This is a genomic window from Streptomyces sp. NPDC024632, from assembly GCF_055559175.1.
Genome location: NZ_JBVHLD010000024.1, coordinates 120,178 through 136,705, shown reverse-complemented (window position 1 = coordinate 136,705; position 16,528 = coordinate 120,178). Strand labels below are relative to the sequence as shown.

Genomic DNA, 16,528 nt, shown 5'->3' with positions numbered 1-16,528 from the left:
GAAGCATTCGTGCAGGGTGCGCGGTGTGCGCCGCATATTTCTGCCCGCTGCGGACGGCTGGATCCCGCCGGTCGTATTCACGAAGTTTTTACGCCGCGCCGTGACCGTGGTATGTGCCACAGGAACCCACTGTGTTAGCCGTTGTGCACAGCCTAGTGGCAGACGCGGGGCCGCCGTGGCGTTATCGATCATTTGGGTGGGCATCCTCCCGTGAGTATCCGTACGAGGAAGGACGCGTCGATGGGCGAGAAGGTCGTTGCCAACGGGTTCGACCTGGCCGACCGGAGGCTGTACCGGCGCAAGCTGCGGCAGTGTCTCGTGGGGCTGGAGCGGCTGTTGGACGAGAAGCGATTCGACCGGCCGCGCAATCTGATGGGTCTGGAGATCGAATTGAATCTCGCGGATTCCGACGGGCTGCCGCGCATGATGAACGAAGAGGTGCTTGAGCGCATCGCGAGCCGGGATTTCCAGACCGAGCTCGCGCAGTTCAATATTGAAGTAAACATCGCGCCGCACCGGCTTTCCGGCCGGGTCATGGACCGCCTCGCCGAGGAACTGCGGATCGGTCTCGGGTATGCCGACCGGATGGCCCGCGAGGTGGGCGCGCACATCGTGATGGTGGGAATTCTGCCCACCCTGGAGGCCCAGGACCTGGTCTCCGCCAACCTCTCCCGCGCCGACCGGTACACGCTGCTCAACGAGCGGATACTGGCGATGCGCGGTGAGGACATCACCCTCGACATCGAGGGCGCCGAACGCCTGCTCTACACGTCCGCGTCCATCGCGCCCGAGGCCGCCTGCACCTCCACCCAGATGCACCTCCAGGTCACCCCCGGCCGCTTCGCCGACGTGTGGAACGCGGCGCAGGTCGTGTCGGGACCGCAGGTGGCCGTCGGCGCCAACTCGCCGTTCCTCTTCGGCCGTGAGCTGTGGCGCGAGACCCGCGCACCGCTGTTCCTCCAGGCCACCGACGTCCGCCCGGAGGAGCTGGTGGCCCAAGGGGTGCGGCCCATCACGTGGTTCGGCGAGCGCTGGATCGACTCCGCCGCCGACCTCTTCGCGGAGAACGTACGGTACTTCCCCTCGCTGCTGCCGATCTGCGACGAGGAGGACCCGCTGCGGGTGCTGGACGACGGGGGAGTCCCGCAGTTGCGCGAACTCACCCTGCACAACGGCACGATCTACCGCTGGAACCGTCCCGTCTACCAGGTGGTCGACGGCGTCCCGCACCTGCGCGTGGAGAACCGGGTGATGCCCGCCGGTCCCACCGTGGCCGACGTCGTCGCCAACACCGCCTTCTACTACGGTCTGGTCCGCGCCCTGGCCGAGGCGGCACGCCCGGTCTGGCACAAGCTGCCCTTCGCCGCCGCCGCGGCCAACTTCGAGGCGTCCTGCCGCGACGGCATCGGCGCGGTCCTCCAGTGGCCGCGCGGCCGCAACGGCGGCCTCGCGGAGATCCCCGCCACCGACCTGATCCTCGACGAACTGCTGCCGCTGGCCGCGGCGGGGCTCGACGCGTGGGGCATCGAGGCCGTCGACCGCGACCACTACCTCGGCATCATCGAACAGCGCTGCCGCCGCCGTACCAACGGCGCCGAATGGCAGTCGGCGGTCTTCCACCGGATGCTGGAGCGCGGCCTCGACCGGCGGCCCGCGCTCGCCGCGATGACCCAGCGGTACCGCGAACTCATGCTGGACGGCGAGCCGGTGCACTCCTGGCCGGTGGCGTGAGCCGTGGCGCACGGGGGCCTCATGCGGCGCGGGCCCGTACAGCGGCCTCAGGGCGCCTTCGCGGCGGCGCTGGTGGCCGCCGCAACGACGGCCTTCAGCAGGACCGCCTGGATCTCCGAGGGGTCGTTGACCTGATACGCGGCCCCGCCGGTGGCCTTCGCGATGCGGTCGCAGGCCGCCTTGTCGGCGTTCGCGCCGACCGCGATGGCGATCAGCGGCACCGGCCGCGCCGGGTCGTCGAGCGTCTTCAGCCTGGACGTCAGGGCGTTGAGCGAGATGCTGCCCGGGTCCTCGTTGGCACCGTCGGTGAGGATCACCACCGCGTTGAACTTGCCGGTCCCGTACGAGGAGACGGCGCTTTGGTAGACCGCGAGCGCCGTGTCGTAGAGGCCGGTCGAGCCGCCCGGCACCGGCTGGAGGTCATGGAACGCGCTGTCGAGCTGCTGGCGGCGCGTGACACCCTTGGCGACGGTGCCGCCGAGCGGGCCGGTGCGGACGATCTCCTGGTAGTCGCGCGAGCCGCTGAGCCGGGTGGAGAAGCGCCACAGCCCGATCTCGTCCTTCGGGGTGAACTGCGACAGCGCCTGCCGCAGCGACTCCTTGGTGATGTCGAGCCGCGACCTGCCGCCCGAACCGGGGACGACGTCGGCCATCGACCCGGACACGTCCACGACCGTGGTGATCCGCGCGCTCTGCACGGTGATCTGCCACATCAGCCGGAGCTTTTGGAGCTCGGGCGCGGAGGGTGAGGGCGCGGGCGTGGCCGACAGGGGTTGCGGCGACTGGCCGCCCGCGCGCCGCACGGTCTCCGTGTCCGGATCGCCGCCGGGCGTACGGAAACCCGCGTCCGCGATCGTCCGCACGCCCTCGTCGTTGCCCAGCAGGGTCAGGAAGCGGTTGGCGGCCCGGCCCTGATCGGTGCTCAGATGCAGGTCGTCGACCATCGTGTACGGGTAGTCCAGGGTCGCCGCGCCGTCCGAGGGGTAGAACAGCCGCAGCGGCGGCGCGGAACCGCCGTTGTGCGCGAACGCGGCCTGTTCGGACAGGATCAGCGCCTGGCTCCGCTTGGGGTCGGCCAGCTCCGCAGGCGTCGTGTCGCGCGGCAGCGTCGCGACCGCCTGCTCGTCGCTGGGCTCGGTGCGCTGCGCGAGGGCCTTCGCGGCAGCCGCCGACTCCGTGTCGGAGTCGGTGCCCTCGCTCCCGCCGGCCCGCGCGATCGACGCGTTGATCATCGCCAGCGCCAGCATGCCGGTGGAGTTGAGCGCCGGATCGGCCGTACCGAACCGCAGGTCCGGTCTGCTGCCCGCCACCCCGGCCAACTCCGCCCAGGTGTACGTCTTGGACGGCCAGCCCAGCGTCTTGGCCTGCGACTGGAGCGCGCCGACCACCACGGGGGACTCGGCGACCGACCGCAGCTTGGTCAGCGCCCTGGCGCTGCCGGTGGCGGACGTCTGGGCCACCCACAGACTGTCGTCCGGCACCCACACCGCGAAATCCGGCTTCTTGGTGTTGTCGACCAGTTCCGCGGCGACGTCGGCGGAGTTCCGCGCGGTCACCCGGACGTCCAGACAGCGGCCGTCGGTCGTGTCGTGCTCGCGGCGCGCCCGGTCGGCGACGGCGGTCAGCGCGGGCGCGATGTCGGGCGAGGCGACCGCGCCGATCCGTACCGTGCCGCCGCGGCACGCGCCGCTCAGCGGCAGCAGTCCGCCGCGCAGCACCGCGAAGGTGCCCGCGCCCGCCGTGATCACGAGCGCGGTGGCCGCCGCGGTGGCACGGCGCCGGGTCCTGGCGGGCGGCGCTCCACCCGTCGATTCCCGGCCATCGGATATGCGGTGACGACCCATCGCTCCGTGCCTCTCCTGGGGTGGCTACGAACAGTAGACCCCGGCCTTCGTATCTTTGCCGGAGACCATAGCCATGCGCGGACGGCGCTGAAGCGGGATGACGTAAATGGAGGTCCGCGTGCACGCAGAGTCATACGAGGTGGAGGCAGGGTTGCAGCGGCGGACGCTGCGCAGCGAGACCCTGATCGTCTTGGCGCTGTCGCTGGGAGCGAGCGGCGTTGCCGCGCTGATCGACTTCATCGGTTCCGTGACGAGGCCGGGCGCGCTCAAGGACCAGGCGGCCACCCTCGTCGGCTCCCAGGCGCCGGGCCGGCCGTGGCTGGATCTGGCCTGGCAGGTCTTCTCCATCGCCACCGCGCTCGCCCCGGTGGCGCTGGTCGCCCACCTGCTGGCCAGGGAGCGGGTCGGCATGCCCGTGATCGGCTTCGACCGCACCCGGCCGCGGCTCGACCTGGCCCGGGGCGCGGCCGTCGCGGCCGTCATCGGCGGCACCGGGCTCGCCTTCTACCTCGGGGTCAGGGCGGCCGGCTTCAACCTCACCGTCGTGCCCGAGTCGCTGCCCGACGTGTGGTGGAAGATCCCGGTCCTGATCGCCTCCGCCGTGCAGAACGCGGTGCTCGAAGAGGTGATCGTGGTCGGCTATCTGCTGCGCAGGCTCGGCCAGTTGGGCTGGAGCCCGGCCGCCGCGCTGGCCGCGAGCGCGCTGCTGCGCGGCTCGTACCACCTCTACCAGGGCGTCGGCGGCTTCGTCGGCAACATGGTGATGGGCGTCGTCTTCGTGCTGCTGTACCGGCGGTGGGGCCGGGTGGGGCCGCTGGTGGCGGCCCACTCCCTCATCGACACGGTGGCCTTCGTCGGCTACGCGCTGCTGGCCGGGAAGGTGGGGTGGCTGCCCACGGGGTGACGCGCGAGCGGAGCCCTTGCGACAGCGTTTACGGCGTTACGGCGTTACGGCGTTACGGCGCTTACGGCCTTACGGCGCTTACGGCCTTACGGCACCGCGCCGTGACGCACCGCGGCCTTACGGCACCGCGTGCAGCTCGCCGTCCACCACGGTGACCGCGGCGCCGGTCAGCAGCACCCGCTCGCCGCGCACCCGGGTACGGACCAGCCCGCCGCGCGGGGACGCCTGGAAGCCGGTGAGCGTCGTGCGGCCGAGCCGCTGCGACCAGAACGGCGCCAGCGCGGTGTGCGCGCTGCCGGTCACCGGGTCCTCGTCGATGCCGACGGCGGGGAAGAAGCCGCGCGAGACGAAGTCGTATCCGCGCGAGTCGTCCTCGGCCGCCGCGGTGGCGATCACCCCGCGCCGCGAGTGCCGGGCGAGCGCCGCGAAGTCGGGCGCCAGTGCCCGTACGGTCTTCTCGTCGGTGACCTCGATCAGCAGGTCACCGCAGTCGGGGCCGGTGTCCAGCACGGTCAGCGGCTTGGCGCCGAGCGCCGCCGCGACACCCGTCGGCGCGGCCACCGGCGTGAGCGGGGCCGCCGGGAAGTCCAAGGTGATCGAGCCGTCCCCGGCCGCCTCCGCCGACAGCACACCCGCGCTGGTACGGAACCAGACCGTGCCCTTGTGCGCGCCGCTGGTGCGCAGCACATGGGCGGTGGCCAGCGTGGCGTGCCCGCACAGCCCCACCTCCGTGACCGGGGTGAACCAGCGCAGCGCCCAGTCCGCTTCCGGCGCGTCGGCCAGCCGGTGCGCGAACGCGGTCTCTGACAGATTCAGCTCCGCCGCGACCTGCTGAAGCCACCGGTCCGGCGGAAACTCCTCCGAGTCGAGCAGCAGCACCCCCGCCGGATTGCCGGTGAACGGGCGGTCGGTGAAGGCGTCGACTATTCGGATGCGCATGGCGAGAGCGTAGCGGCGCGCCCCACGCCCGGCGGGCGGTGTTCGGCGGATTCCGCTTCCGGTGACCGCGCTCGCTCGTGACCCGTGCCGCGCCCGCCCCGCGGCCCCCCTGTCGCCCTCCCGTCGCCGCCGTCGACCTGGGGCCTTGCCATCCGAACAGTTCCGATATATCGTTGAGCCATCGCGAACGATCAACGATGAAAGGAGCGTCATCATGCGTTCCCAAGGACACGAACATGGACACCGCGGCCCCGGACATCACGGTTGGGGCGAGCGGGACGAGCGACGGTCGGCCTTCGGGCCGTTCGGACCGCCCTTCGGCGGAGGCCCCTTCGGGCCCGGCGGCCGGGGGCGCGGCGGACCGCGCGGCAGGGCACGGCGGGGCGATGTACGCGCCTCGATCCTGGCGCTGCTGAAGGACCGCCCGATGCACGGCTACGAGATGATCCAGGAGATCGCCGAACGCAGTGGCGGCGCGTGGAAGCCGAGCCCCGGCTCGGTCTACCCGACGCTGCAACTGCTGGAGGACGAGGGCCTGATCAGCAGCGCGAGCGAGGGCGGCAAGAAGCTCTTCACGCTCACCGACAACGGCAGAACAGAAGCCGACGCGGGCCCCGAGGCCCCGTGGGAGGACGCCGGTCGCGGCGTCGACTGGGATGCCATGAACGAGATAAGGAAGGCGGGCGGCGGTCTCATCGAGGCCTTCCGCCAGGTGTGGGCCACCGGCACCCCCGAGCAGCGCGCGAAGGCGCTGACCGTGGTGAACGACGCCCGCAAGAAGCTCTACCTGATCCTGGCCGACGAGGACGTCACCGACCTCACCAAGGAGTGACGTCGGCGGTCACCGGGCGCCCGGTCCCGTACCGGCGCCGCCCGCGAATCATCGAGTCGGCCCTGGGCGTCACGCTCCGGGCCGACTCGATCCGCGTATCAGCAGGCGGGTCGGGATGATCCGCGGCTCCGCCGTGTCGACCGGCGCGGCGTCGATCAGCTCGCGCAGCGCCTCCACGGCCGCCTCACCGAGCCCGCGCTGGTCCTGCGCCACCGTGGACAGCGCCGGGCGCACCAGCGCGGCGGCGTCGATGTCGTCGAAGCCGACCACCGCCAGATCGCGCGGCACCGAGAGGCCGGCGTCCGCCGCCGCGTGCATCGCGCCGACCGCCATCTGGTCGCCCGCCGCGAAGATCGCCGTCGGCGGCTCGGCCACCGCGAGCAGCCTGCGGGCCGCCTCCTCGCCGCTGTCGAGGAAGAAGTCGCCCTCGGTCACGTACTGCGGCGGCACCGGGAGCCCCAGCCGGGCGCAGGCCCGCTCGTAGCCCGCCAGCCGCTCGGCGGCCGGGGGAAGGTGCAGCGGACCGGTGATGGTGGCGATCCTGCGGTGCCCCAGCGCGTACAGATGCTCCACCGCCGCCTCCGCGCCCGCCGCGTTGTCGGAGCTGACCCGTACCGTGCGCGGCCCGGTGAACGCGGTGTCGATGCCCGCGCAGGGCACGGCGGACGCGGCCAGGACGCGCAGGCAGCGGTCGTCGGCGGGGGTGGTCAGCACGATGACGCCTTCGAGATTGTGCCGCCGCACCGCTTGCAGATGCGCGGCGTCCGGGTCCTCGGGGCCCGGCGTCGTCAGCAGCATCAGGTGGTAGTCCGCCTCGGACAGCGCGGTGCGCACCCCGCTCAACAGGCCGAGCAGAAAAGGGTTGTGGAGTCCCTGTGCCTCCTGTCCGCTGTCCCAGATCAGACCGATGGTGTCCGAGCGGCGCCTGACCAGGGTGCGGGCCGGTTCATTGGGCGCGTAACCCAACTCGATCGCCAGTTGCCGGATTCGCGCGCGGGTGGCCTCGCTCACCTCGGCGCGGTCGTTGAGAGCCCGGGACACGGTGGCGGTCGACACACCACTGCGGCGGGCGAGTTCACGAATGTTCACGGCGTACCTGATTCTGCGCGAGGGGAACAACGTGGAAACTTGGGACAGGTGAAAGGTGACTCCTGCGTACAGTCTTGACGATCAGTCAAGGCGAGGACAGACTTCCGGCCGATCGGAAACGTTTACGGCACTAGGTCCCGACAACCGGCCGGGACCCCGACAGGAACGGGACGCCTGCGATGCCTACGAACGCACGACGACGACCACGCCTCAGAGTCATTCTGACACTCGCCACCGCCGCGGCGTGTGTGGCCGCGGTCGCTTCCGTACCGGCGGAGGCCGGGGACAATCCGACGTATACCAACGCGAAAGCACCGGTCGACGTCCGGGTGAAGGATCTGCTGAAGCGGATGACACTGGCCGAGAAGATCGGTCAGATGGACCAGATCTCCGTGGTCAGAATGCAAGGCGACTGCGAGTGGAGCGGTGGCGAATTCACCGAATCCTGCATGAAGAGCGTGCTTCTCGACAACGCGGCCGGATCCGTACTGTCCGGCGGCGGCGCGGGACCTGCGGTCAACACGCCCGAGAACTGGGCGAAGATGGTCAACACGGTGCAGAAATACGCCGTCGAGAAATCCCGGCTGCACATCCCGATCATCTACGGCGTCGACGCCGTGCACGGCCACAACAACGTGCTGGGCGCCACGATCTTCCCGCAGGAGATCGGCCTCGGTTCCGCCTGGGACGCGACGCTGGCCAAGAACTCCGCCGCCTCCACCGCCAAGGCGGTCGCGGCCACCGGCATCGACTGGAACTTCGCGCCGGTCACCGACATCGCGCGCGACCAGCGCTGGGGCCGCTACTACGAGACCTTCGGCGAGGACCCGCTGCTCGCGGGCACGCTCGCCGCCGCGGCGGTCGACGGCATCGAGGGCGCCAACGGCGCCAAGAACGTGGCCGCCACCGTCAAGCACTTCCCCGGCTACGGCGAGCCCGGCAACGGCCACGACCGCGTGCCCGGGGACGTCTCGATGCGCTACCTCCAGGACACGCTGCTGCCGTCGTACAAGCAGGCCATCGACGCGGGCGCGCAGTCGGTGATGATCAACTCCGGTGCCGTCAACGGCATTCCGGCGACCGCCTCGCACTACCTGCTCACCGATGTGCTGCGCAAGCAGTGGGGCTTCGACGGCGTCGAGGTCAGCGACTGGGCGGACGTCGCCGCGTTGCAGACCGCGTACCACGTCGCCGCCGACTACCCCGAGGCCATCGCCAAGGCCGTCAACGCGGGCCTGGACATGGCGATGGAGCCGTACGACGCGCAGGGCTGGAGCACCGGCCTGAAGACCGCCGTGCAGCGCGGCCTGGTCACCGAGAAGCGCATCGACCAGTCCGTGTCCCGCATCCTGAAGATGAAGTTCGAACTCGGCCTGTTCGAACACCCCTACGTGGACGCCTCGAAGGCCAACGGCCGGGTGCTCGGCGCCGACACCGCGCTGGCGCGGCAGGCGGCCGACGCGTCCCAGGTGCTGCTGCGCAACGACGGCAATGTGCTGCCGATCTCGTCCTCCGCCAAGAAGATCGTGGTCGCCGGTTCCTACGCCGACGACATCAACGACCAGGTCGGCGGCTGGACGGTGGGCTGGCAGGGCGTGCCCGACGGGGTGACGCTGCCCGGCACCACCGTGCTCCAGGGCATCAAGAAGGCGGCGCCCTCCGGTACGGAGGTCGTCCAGGCCAAGACCGCGGACGACGCGGTGGCGCAGGCCAAGAACGCCGATCTGACCGTGGTGGTCGTCGGCGAGAAGGCGGCGGCCGAGGGCGCGGCGGACAGCCCGCGGCCCGCCCTGACCGCCGACCAGGTGGCGTTGGTGAAGTCCCTGAAGGCGACCGGCAAGCCGGTGGTCACCGTGGTCCTCGCCGGACGCCCGCTGGTGCTCGGCGAGGCGGACGGCACCCAGGGCCTGCTGATGTCCTGGCTGCCCGGCAGCGAGGGCGGCAACGCCGTCGCGGACGTGCTGTTCGGCAAGGTCAACCCGAGCGGCCGGCTCAACGCGACCTGGCCCAAGGACATCGGCAACGAGCCGATGTACTACCAGCAGTTGCCCGGCACCAACGGCGGCCCCGAGTCCTTCGTCGACGCCGCCTACCCCTTCGGGGCGGGCCTGTCGTACACCACCTACGGCTTCGACTCGGTCAAGGCCGACTCGTCCACCGTGCGGGCCCGGGACACTGTCCACCTGAAGGTGAAGGTCTCCAACTCCGGTGGCCGTGACGGCGATCTGGTGGTGCCGGTGTTCGTGTCGCAGCCGTCGAGCGACGTGCTCGCCCCGTCCCGGAAGCTGGTCGCCTTCACCAAGGTGCACCTGAAGGCCGGGCAGTCCCGTACCGTCGCGCTCGACGTGCCGCCGAGCCGTCTCGCCGTCACCCCCGGTGACGTCAACGGCGCGGGCAAGCAGGAAGTGGCACGCGGCGCCTACGTCTTCACGGCGGGGACGCAGACCGCCACGGTGACGGTCCGCTGATCCACGCACACCGCCGGGCCGCGTGAGGGACGACCCCCTCGCGCGGCCCGGCGCTTCGCGTACGGGCGGACCGTCACGCGCCCGGCGCGGGGGGCTCGGCCGGTTCGACGAGCCCGGCGATGGCGCGCAGCGAGTCGTTGAGCGCGGTCGTCGCCGAGTCCTTCAGCTTGCCCGCCATGAGGGAGACGGCGGCCCCGGTGAAGGTGCCGTCGATCCGTACCTCGGTGGCGTCGCCGTCGGGCGTGAGCGCGTACCGCATTCCGAGGCTCACCCCCATCGGACCCTTGCCGCTGCTGCCCAGCACCCGCTCGGGCTGGAACTCGTCGACCGTCCAGGTGACGTCCGCGGGGAAGCCCATCATCCGCAGGCTCTCCTGGTACGTGGCCCCGGCCGTCAGCGGTCGCGGGCCGCCGTCGGGGAAGGCGGTGTGGGTGGCGTTCCACTCGCCGTAGGAGGAGAAGTCGGTCAGCAGGTCCCAGATCTTCCCTGCGGGGGCCGCGATACGCGCCTGTGCGGAGACTTCGGCCATGCGATCACTCCCTGAGTACCGGTCCACTCCCTGAGTACAGGTCGTGCCGCGCACCGTAACCGCGGGCGCCGCAACACTCAATACTGATGGACCGTCAGATACGGGGAGTGCGGCCTGCCGACGCTGCGCGACAGCGTCGGGGGAGCGGCCAGCAGCCGGTTCACGTGCGCCCGCGGCAGACCGTGCGCCGGATTGACCGGCAGCAGCAGCCGGTCAGGACGGAACCTGGCCCTGCGGACCAGGCGGCGCGGGATCACGTCGTCGGTCCAGGCGAAGGGCCGCCCCGCCGCGTACCGCAGGATCGGCGCCCACTTGCGCGCCGAGTACCGCTCCGCCTCGCGCAGCGGCGGATCGCCGGGCCGCGGCCGGTAGCCGCTGAATTCCACCACCGGCAGCGGCGGCAGACCCAGGCGCGGGGCGATGTGCGTGTTCGCCTCGTGCTCCCAGGTGCTCGCCCAGACGAGGTCGTACATATCCGCCAGTTCGCGCAACCACACGCCGTGCCGGGCGGACAGCAGCACGGTGTGGGTCAGGATGTCGTGCACGGTGAAGTCCGGCGAGGGCAGCACCGGATTGAGCACACCGTCGACATCCAGGAAGAGCAGCGGTCGGACCATGGAACTCCTTCCCCGGTGGCGGGGCAGGTCGGTGTGTGTCGCCAGAGAGGGACGAGGCGACGGCCGGTACGGTTGCGGGTCGGACGGGAGGACATATGCGCGAAGACGACGGTCCGGCTACCCCCGACGGCGGAAGCGACGCGTCACCCGGGGGCGCGTCACCCGATGATGCGGCACCCGCCGGGGCGGCAGTCGGTAACGCGCCGCCGGACGAGGCGGCACCCGGCGGACCGGGACGCGGGCGAACGTCGCCCGGCGACCCCACGCCGGGCGACGCGGCACTGCTCGCCAGGCTGCGGGCCGCCCCCGTACTGGCCGGGCGGCTGCCGGAATTCGACCCGTCCGACGCACCCGACACCCCCGGCCCGCTCTTCGCGACCTGGCTGGAACTGGCGCTTTCCGACGCACTGCCGGAACCGCACGTCATGACGCTCGCCACGGTCGGCGCCGACGGCACGCCCAGCGCCCGCGTCCTGATGCTGCGCGGAGTCGACACCGCCGACTGCGCCGTCGACTTCGCGTCCGACGCGGTCAGCCGCAAGGGCCGCGACCTGGCCGCGCACCCCGTCGCCGCGCTGACCTGGTACTGGCCCGCGCACGGACGGCAGATCCGGATGACGGGACCGGTCGACGTACTGGACGAGGAGACCGCCCGGCGGGACTTCCTCGGCCGCTCCCCGGCCTCCCGCGCCGCCGGCTTCACCGGGCGGATGAGCGGCCCGCTGACCGGAGCGATGGAGTACGAGCGGGCGCGCGCCGCGGCGGACGCCCTGGTGGCCGCGGAACCGGAACGGATTCCCGAGGGCCACACCGTGTACCGGCTGCGTGCCCAGGAGGCGGAGTTCTTCCAGGCCGACCCCGGCCGCTTCCACGTACGGCTGCGCTACACCCGTTCCGGTCAGGCGGGGGAGGGCCGGGACGGGCGCGGCGAGGGGGACGCGGACGGCGGTTGGACCCGGACCCTGCTGTGGCCATGACTCATCCCTGGGGATGACGCGGGAACCGGCCAACCCCCTCCATGGGCGGAGGCACGGATGGCCCCCGGTGCGGATGCGCCGCACCGGGGCTGCCTGATGAAGTGGATGGCGTGTACAGCAACCACGGGCCGCCGCTCGACCTGAGCCACCTGGCGGACGACCTCCGCCTCACGGTCGAACTGCGTTCCGTGGCGGCCAGCGCGCGCCGCCGGGCCACGCGCGACGGCGACCAGCAGATCGACACCGCCCACCTGCTGCACTCCCTGCTGGAGATCGACCCCCTGGCGCGGGCCGCCTGCGACGCCGGGACCGGCCAGGTCGTCCGCGTGCTCGGCTACCTGGTGCAGCGCAGCATCGGCTACGGGCTGCGCTGGCGCGGCACCGTCGAGGACTCCGGCGCGCTGCCCACCGTCCAGGCCGTCGCCGGCACCGGCTGGAGCCCGTCCGCCGCCGCCGCGATCCGCAACGCCGTCGCCCTCGCCCGCCGCCGTGGCCGCACCCAGGCCGACGGCATCGACCTGCTCGACGCGCTCGCCTCCGACCCCGAATGCCGCGCCGTGGACGTGCTGCGCGCCGCCGGACTCGACGTCAGCGGCTACCGGGATGACGGTCCTGTCGCGAGCTGACATCATGACCCGATGCACGTAACTCAGCGGCGAAACGGGGGCCTCGGGCTCGCTCTGGTGTCCGCCTTCGCCTTCGGCGGCTCGGGCGTGGCCGCCAAACCGCTGATCGAATCAGGGCTCGACCCGCTGCACGTGGTCTGGATGCGCGTCGCGGGCGCCGCGCTCATCCTGCTCCCCATCGCCCTGCGCCACCGCGAACTGCCCCGCCGCAGGCCGGGACTGATCCTCGGGTTCGGCCTCCTCGGCATCACCGGCTGCCAGGCCCTGTACTTCGTGGCCATCTCCCGCATCCCGGTCGGCGTCGCCATCCTCGTCGAATTCCTCGGCCCCGCCCTGCTGTTGGGCTGGGTCCGCTTCGTCCAGCGCCGCCCCGTCAGCCGGTCCGCGGCCCTGGGTGTCGTGCTCGCCATCGCCGGCATGGCCGCCGTCGTCGAGATCTGGTCCGGCCTGGCCTTCGACCCGCTCGGCCTGCTCCTCGCCTTCGGCGCCGCCTGCTGCCAGGTCGCCTACTTCGTCCTCGCCGACGACGGCGCGGAGAGCGCGGACGCGCCGGAACCCATCGCCGTCATCGCCTACGGCCTCCTCGTCGGCACCGCCGTCCTCTCGGTCGTCGCCCGCCCCTGGAACATCGACTGGGCGATCGTCTGGCAGCAGTCCGCGCTCGGTGAGCGCGAGGTCCCGGCCGTTCTCCTCGTCGCCTGGATCGTCCTCGTCTCCACCGTCGTCGCCTACCTCGCCGGCGTCCTCGCCGTCCGCCGCCTCACCCCTCAGATCGCCGGGGTCGTCGCCACCCTCGAAGCCATCGTCGGCACCGTCCTCGCCTGGGTCCTCCTCGACGAGCACCTGGGCGCCGCCCAGGTCGTCGGCGGCGCCCTCGTCCTGGCGGGCGCCTTCACGGCCCAAACGGCCAGCCGCGCCAAGCCGGCGGCGACGCCGGACCCCCTCCCGGAACCCGACTTGGCCGACGCCTAGCGCCAAACGCCTCCCCACCGAGCACCGCTCCGCGCCGGGGTTCGCCGCACGGGTGCCCCTGCACGAGGGGCTGCGCCCCTACGGGACCGCTGCGCGGTGGGGTTCGCCGGTAGCCAGCGAGCCGAAGGCGGCGCCGGTGTCGAAAGCGACGATGAGCAGGGAGCGAGGAACGAGCGACCGTCGAAGAGGAGCGTCGACACCGGATCTAAGCCGCCGGAGGCGAGAGGGCGGCAAAAAAAGGGAAGGACGGTGCGCCTGCGCAAGAGGGCTCCCACGCACGGTTCGCCGTACCGGTGACCTGACGCGAGTGGGCGACCCGCACCCCTGCCCCCCGCAAGAGCCCCCCGCCCCCCAACCCGCCTCTCTCCACCGCCCTGCCCTCACCCTCCCCCCCGAGCCCACCCCCCCGAGCCCACCCCCCCGACCCCACCCCCCTCACGTAAGCTTCCCCCCATGCATCTCACCGTTCTCCCGCCTCCTGCCGTCTGACGCGGGCGGCGACATTTCGGAAGACCTGGGGCCGGACCCGGCGCGGTGACTCGCGTTCGAGGTGAACGGCCGGGTCGCCGCTGTCCGCATATGGCGACCGGCGACCTCACCCCACCTCTTCCGCGGGAGAATTCTCGTGTCACTCACGCATGTCCACACCCCGGTCGACGCTGCCCTGTCGACGAACCGGGGCCTGATCTATGTCGTTTTCGCGGCCACCGCCTGGGGCACGGCGGGCGCCGCGGCGGCGCTGTTGTACGACGGGAGCGGGCTCGGCCCGCTGTCGCTGACCTTCTGGCGGGCGGCCGGCGGCTTTCTGCTGCTGTCGGCGGTGCGCGCGGTGCGTCCGGCCGCCGCGGTGCGGGTGGTGCGGGCGGAGCCGCGGCGGCGCAAGGCGGTGCGGATCCTGGTCACCGGAGCGGGCCTGACGCTCTTTCAGACCGCGTACTTCTGCGCGGTCAAGTCCACCGGGCTTGCGGTGGCCACAGTGGTGACGCTCGGGTCGGGCCCGGTGCTGATCGCGGTCGTGGCGCGGCTGGCGATGGGGGAGCGGCTCGGGCGCGGCGGTACGGCGGCCGTGGCGGGCGCGCTCGGCGGCCTCGCGGTGCTGGTGCTGGGCGACGGCGGTACGGGCGTACGGCCGCTCGGTGTGCTGCTCGCGGTGCTGTCCGCCACGGGGTACGCGGCGATCACGCTGCTCACCCGGTGGCTGGGGCGCACGGGCTCGGCGGGCGACCCGCTGGACACCTCGCTGTGGTCGTTCGGCATCTGCGCGGTGGCGCTGCTGCCCGCGGCCTGGGCCGAGGGGCTGTTGCCGCAGGCGGCGGGGCTCGGCCGTACGGTGCTGCTGCTCTGCTACCTGGCGTCGGTGCCGACGGCCGCCGCGTACGGACTGTACTTCGCGGGCGCCGCGGTCCTGCGGGCCGCGACCGTCTCGGTGATCGCCCTGATCGAGCCGGTCTCGGCGGCCGTCATCGCCGTGGCACTGCTCGGTGAACATCTCACGGCCGCGACGGTGACGGGCACCGTGATCCTGCTGGCGGCCGTGACCGGTCTCGGTCTCGAGGAGGCCAGGTCCGCGTCGGCGCAGCGGAGGGCGGCGCCCGTGGGGTGAACCCTTCAGACGCCGGTCCCGGCGTCGGCCGCCGCGGACAGGCGGCGGATCTGATGGGTACGGGCCGCCGCGTCGTGCGGCCCGTCCCGGTCCGCGAGCAGGTCCATGACGCGCCGCCGCATCCGCTCCGGCTTGTTGCCGCCGTACTTGAACTTCGCCCGTACGTCGGTGACGTCGAGGCGGATACCGCGGATGCCGGGCAGCATGCGGCCGAACGGCTCCTGGCCCGGTTCCACGGGCGCGGTGCCACCGCGGGGCTGGAAGTGGCCGACCTGGCGCCGCAGGAGGTCGGCCTTGAGCTGCGGATCGTCCACGATGTGGGCGGTGCAGTACAGCAGGACGGCGGCGTAGAAGCTGGTCGGTGTGCCGTGTTCCGTGGGGGCGCCCTCGGGCGTGTGCCAGGGGCCGGGGATGAACGTGTAGTCGTCCACGACGCTGAGCGTGACCCGCGGGCTCGCCTCCAGGGCCCGCCAGATCGGGTTCGGGCGGGCGAGGTGCGTGACGGCCTCGCCCAGCCCGGCCGGTCCGGGGCCGTCGGCGCCGGCCCGCGGGTCGTAGGCGAAGTGCAGCGGCTGGACGAACGGCGGCTCTCCGTCGAGGCCGTTGACGGTGAGCTGGCCGAAGTCGTGGACGGCCAGCCACTCCTGCCACTCGCTGTCGGAGGTGGGCGCGTCCCAGGGGTGGATTAGCATGCCGCGGCCCTCACTTTCCCGGTCGGCCGGGCAGGTAGCCGGGCAGCGGTATCGACGGGTCGAGGTCGTCCGCCGGGATCGGGGCGCCGTAGGTCCTGGCGACCGGGACCACGCCGGTCCAGTAGGGGAGCGAGATGTCCTCCGGCTCGTCGTTGGGGCCGCCGGTGCGGAGCTTCGCCGAGACCTCCAGCAGGTCGAGCCGGATGACGGCGGTGGCGGCCAGCTCCTTCGCGTCCGCCCGGCGGGAGTCGGCGGCGCGTCCGGGCACGGCCTGCTCGACGATCGCGTCCAGCGCGAGCGACCGCTCGGCCGGGTCGGTCACCTGGCGGGCGATGCCGTGCACCACCACCGAGCGGTAGTTGATCGAGTGGTGGAAGGCGGACCGGGCCAGCACCAGGCCGTCGACGTGGGTGACGGTGAGGCAGACCGCGAGCCCGTCGTCGGCCCGCGCCCCGCGCAGCGGCCGGGACCCGGTCGAACCGTGCACGTACAGCCGCTCGCCCGACCTGGCGTAGAGCGTCGGCAGCACGACCGGCGCGCCGTCGCGGATGAAGCCGAGGTGGCACACATAGCCCTCGTCCAGGATGCCGTGCACCATCTCCCGGTCGTACGCGGCGCGTTCGCGGCTGCGGGTCGGGACGGTGCGGTCGGTGGGCGGATATCCGACGGGAGGTGCGGAGGCCATGGCGAGATCCTTTGCACTAG

General features: G+C 72.2%; 15 protein-coding genes. 8 read left to right on the top strand and 7 right to left on the bottom strand.

Translation table 11 applies throughout. From position 1 onward, the window contains the following. Positions 1 to 240 precede the first annotated feature (240 nt). Positions 241 to 1,731, top strand: coding sequence for a glutamate-cysteine ligase family protein (locus ACZ37P_RS35545; protein ID WP_391051125.1), 1,491 nt, complete (start codon positions 241 to 243; stop codon positions 1,729 to 1,731). 47 nt (positions 1,732 to 1,778) lie between these two features. Here ACZ37P_RS35545 and ACZ37P_RS35540 read toward each other — a convergent pair whose 3' ends face one another. Further along, complete coding sequence (locus tag ACZ37P_RS35540) at positions 1,779 to 3,575, bottom strand: substrate-binding and VWA domain-containing protein (protein ID WP_401308107.1); 1,797 nt, start codon at positions 3,573 to 3,575, stop codon at positions 1,779 to 1,781. A gap of 106 nt (positions 3,576 to 3,681) precedes the next feature. Between ACZ37P_RS35540 and ACZ37P_RS35535 the strand changes: the two genes are divergently transcribed. Further along, complete coding sequence (locus ACZ37P_RS35535) at positions 3,682 to 4,479, top strand: CPBP family intramembrane glutamic endopeptidase (protein WP_391051129.1); 798 nt, start codon at positions 3,682 to 3,684, stop codon at positions 4,477 to 4,479. A gap of 117 nt (positions 4,480 to 4,596) precedes the next feature. Here the strand turns inward: ACZ37P_RS35535 and ACZ37P_RS35530 are convergent, their stop codons facing one another. Then, the gene (locus ACZ37P_RS35530) at positions 4,597 to 5,418 is read right to left on the bottom strand and encodes a PhzF family phenazine biosynthesis protein (protein ID WP_355335705.1); all 822 of its coding nucleotides are present in this window, start codon (positions 5,416 to 5,418) and stop codon (positions 4,597 to 4,599) included. 214 nt (positions 5,419 to 5,632) lie between these two features. On the opposite strand from ACZ37P_RS35530, the gene ACZ37P_RS35525 reads away from it, so the two are divergent. Then, positions 5,633 to 6,250 carry a PadR family transcriptional regulator gene (locus ACZ37P_RS35525; RefSeq protein WP_188283150.1) on the top strand — a complete coding sequence of 206 codons (618 nt, stop codon included), beginning with the start codon at positions 5,633 to 5,635 and terminating at the stop codon, positions 6,248 to 6,250. A gap of 69 nt (positions 6,251 to 6,319) precedes the next feature. Here the strand turns inward: ACZ37P_RS35525 and ACZ37P_RS35520 are convergent, their stop codons facing one another. Further along, entirely contained in the window at positions 6,320 to 7,339 is a 1,020-nt protein-coding gene (locus ACZ37P_RS35520) for a LacI family DNA-binding transcriptional regulator (RefSeq protein ID WP_467350558.1), read from the bottom strand. Between the two features lie 350 nt (positions 7,340 to 7,689). On the opposite strand from ACZ37P_RS35520, the gene ACZ37P_RS35515 reads away from it, so the two are divergent. Then, complete coding sequence (locus ACZ37P_RS35515; RefSeq protein WP_467350556.1) at positions 7,690 to 9,807, top strand: glycoside hydrolase family 3 N-terminal domain-containing protein; 2,118 nt, start codon at positions 7,690 to 7,692, stop codon at positions 9,805 to 9,807. Positions 9,808 to 9,880: 73 nt separating this feature from the next. Here the strand turns inward: ACZ37P_RS35515 and ACZ37P_RS35510 are convergent, their stop codons facing one another. Both ACZ37P_RS35510 and ACZ37P_RS35505 read right to left on the bottom strand, forming a co-directional pair. After that, positions 9,881 to 10,336: a type II toxin-antitoxin system Rv0910 family toxin gene (locus ACZ37P_RS35510; RefSeq protein ID WP_467350554.1), complete on the bottom strand. Its 456-nt coding sequence runs from the start codon at positions 10,334 to 10,336 to the stop codon at positions 9,881 to 9,883. A 77-nt stretch (positions 10,337 to 10,413) separates the two neighbouring features. Further along, the gene (locus ACZ37P_RS35505; RefSeq protein WP_467350553.1) at positions 10,414 to 10,953 is read right to left on the bottom strand and encodes an HAD domain-containing protein; all 540 of its coding nucleotides are present in this window, start codon (positions 10,951 to 10,953) and stop codon (positions 10,414 to 10,416) included. 95 nt (positions 10,954 to 11,048) lie between these two features. Between ACZ37P_RS35505 and ACZ37P_RS35500 the strand changes: the two genes are divergently transcribed. From ACZ37P_RS35500 to ACZ37P_RS35485, 4 genes are all read left to right on the top strand, one after another. Next, complete coding sequence (locus ACZ37P_RS35500; RefSeq protein WP_467350551.1) at positions 11,049 to 11,930, top strand: pyridoxine/pyridoxamine 5'-phosphate oxidase; 882 nt, start codon at positions 11,049 to 11,051, stop codon at positions 11,928 to 11,930. A 110-nt stretch (positions 11,931 to 12,040) separates the two neighbouring features. Continuing rightward, positions 12,041 to 12,556 carry a Clp protease N-terminal domain-containing protein gene (locus ACZ37P_RS35495; protein ID WP_355335688.1) on the top strand — a complete coding sequence of 172 codons (516 nt, stop codon included), beginning with the start codon at positions 12,041 to 12,043 and terminating at the stop codon, positions 12,554 to 12,556. Positions 12,557 to 12,568: 12 nt separating this feature from the next. Next, the gene (locus ACZ37P_RS35490; RefSeq protein ID WP_355335685.1) at positions 12,569 to 13,528 is read left to right on the top strand and encodes an EamA family transporter; all 960 of its coding nucleotides are present in this window, start codon (positions 12,569 to 12,571) and stop codon (positions 13,526 to 13,528) included. 625 nt (positions 13,529 to 14,153) lie between these two features. Next, positions 14,154 to 15,131 (top strand): DMT family transporter, encoded by a 978-nt coding sequence (locus ACZ37P_RS35485; RefSeq protein ID WP_401308087.1) that lies wholly within the window; start codon positions 14,154 to 14,156, stop codon positions 15,129 to 15,131. A 5-nt stretch (positions 15,132 to 15,136) separates the two neighbouring features. Here ACZ37P_RS35485 and ACZ37P_RS35480 read toward each other — a convergent pair whose 3' ends face one another. Both ACZ37P_RS35480 and ACZ37P_RS35475 read right to left on the bottom strand, forming a co-directional pair. Next, positions 15,137 to 15,823: an FMN-binding negative transcriptional regulator gene (locus tag ACZ37P_RS35480; protein ID WP_467350549.1), complete on the bottom strand. Its 687-nt coding sequence runs from the start codon at positions 15,821 to 15,823 to the stop codon at positions 15,137 to 15,139. A gap of 10 nt (positions 15,824 to 15,833) precedes the next feature. Continuing rightward, the gene (locus ACZ37P_RS35475; RefSeq protein ID WP_391162920.1) at positions 15,834 to 16,508 is read right to left on the bottom strand and encodes a pyridoxamine 5'-phosphate oxidase family protein; all 675 of its coding nucleotides are present in this window, start codon (positions 16,506 to 16,508) and stop codon (positions 15,834 to 15,836) included. Positions 16,509 to 16,528: the final 20 nt, after the last annotated feature.

Bases quoted from the DNA above. Each gene is read 5' to 3' on its own strand.
- ACZ37P_RS35545 (WP_391051125.1), top strand. From the start codon at position 241: ATGGGCGAGAAGGTCGTTGCCAACGGGTTCGACCTGGCCGACCGGAGG.
- ACZ37P_RS35540 (WP_401308107.1), bottom strand. From the start codon at position 3,575: ATGGGTCGTCACCGCATATCCGATGGCCGGGAATCGACGGGTGGAGCG.
- ACZ37P_RS35535 (WP_391051129.1), top strand. From the start codon at position 3,682: ATGGAGGTCCGCGTGCACGCAGAGTCATACGAGGTGGAGGCAGGGTTG.
- ACZ37P_RS35530 (WP_355335705.1), bottom strand. From the start codon at position 5,418: ATGCGCATCCGAATAGTCGACGCCTTCACCGACCGCCCGTTCACCGGC.
- ACZ37P_RS35525 (WP_188283150.1), top strand. From the start codon at position 5,633: ATGCGTTCCCAAGGACACGAACATGGACACCGCGGCCCCGGACATCAC.
- ACZ37P_RS35515 (WP_467350556.1), top strand. From the start codon at position 7,690: ATGACACTGGCCGAGAAGATCGGTCAGATGGACCAGATCTCCGTGGTC.
- ACZ37P_RS35510 (WP_467350554.1), bottom strand. From the start codon at position 10,336: ATGGCCGAAGTCTCCGCACAGGCGCGTATCGCGGCCCCCGCAGGGAAG.
- ACZ37P_RS35505 (WP_467350553.1), bottom strand. From the start codon at position 10,953: ATGGTCCGACCGCTGCTCTTCCTGGATGTCGACGGTGTGCTCAATCCG.
- ACZ37P_RS35500 (WP_467350551.1), top strand. From the start codon at position 11,049: ATGCGCGAAGACGACGGTCCGGCTACCCCCGACGGCGGAAGCGACGCG.
- ACZ37P_RS35490 (WP_355335685.1), top strand. From the start codon at position 12,569: ATGCACGTAACTCAGCGGCGAAACGGGGGCCTCGGGCTCGCTCTGGTG.
- ACZ37P_RS35480 (WP_467350549.1), bottom strand. From the start codon at position 15,823: ATGCTAATCCACCCCTGGGACGCGCCCACCTCCGACAGCGAGTGGCAG.
- ACZ37P_RS35475 (WP_391162920.1), bottom strand. From the start codon at position 16,508: ATGGCCTCCGCACCTCCCGTCGGATATCCGCCCACCGACCGCACCGTC.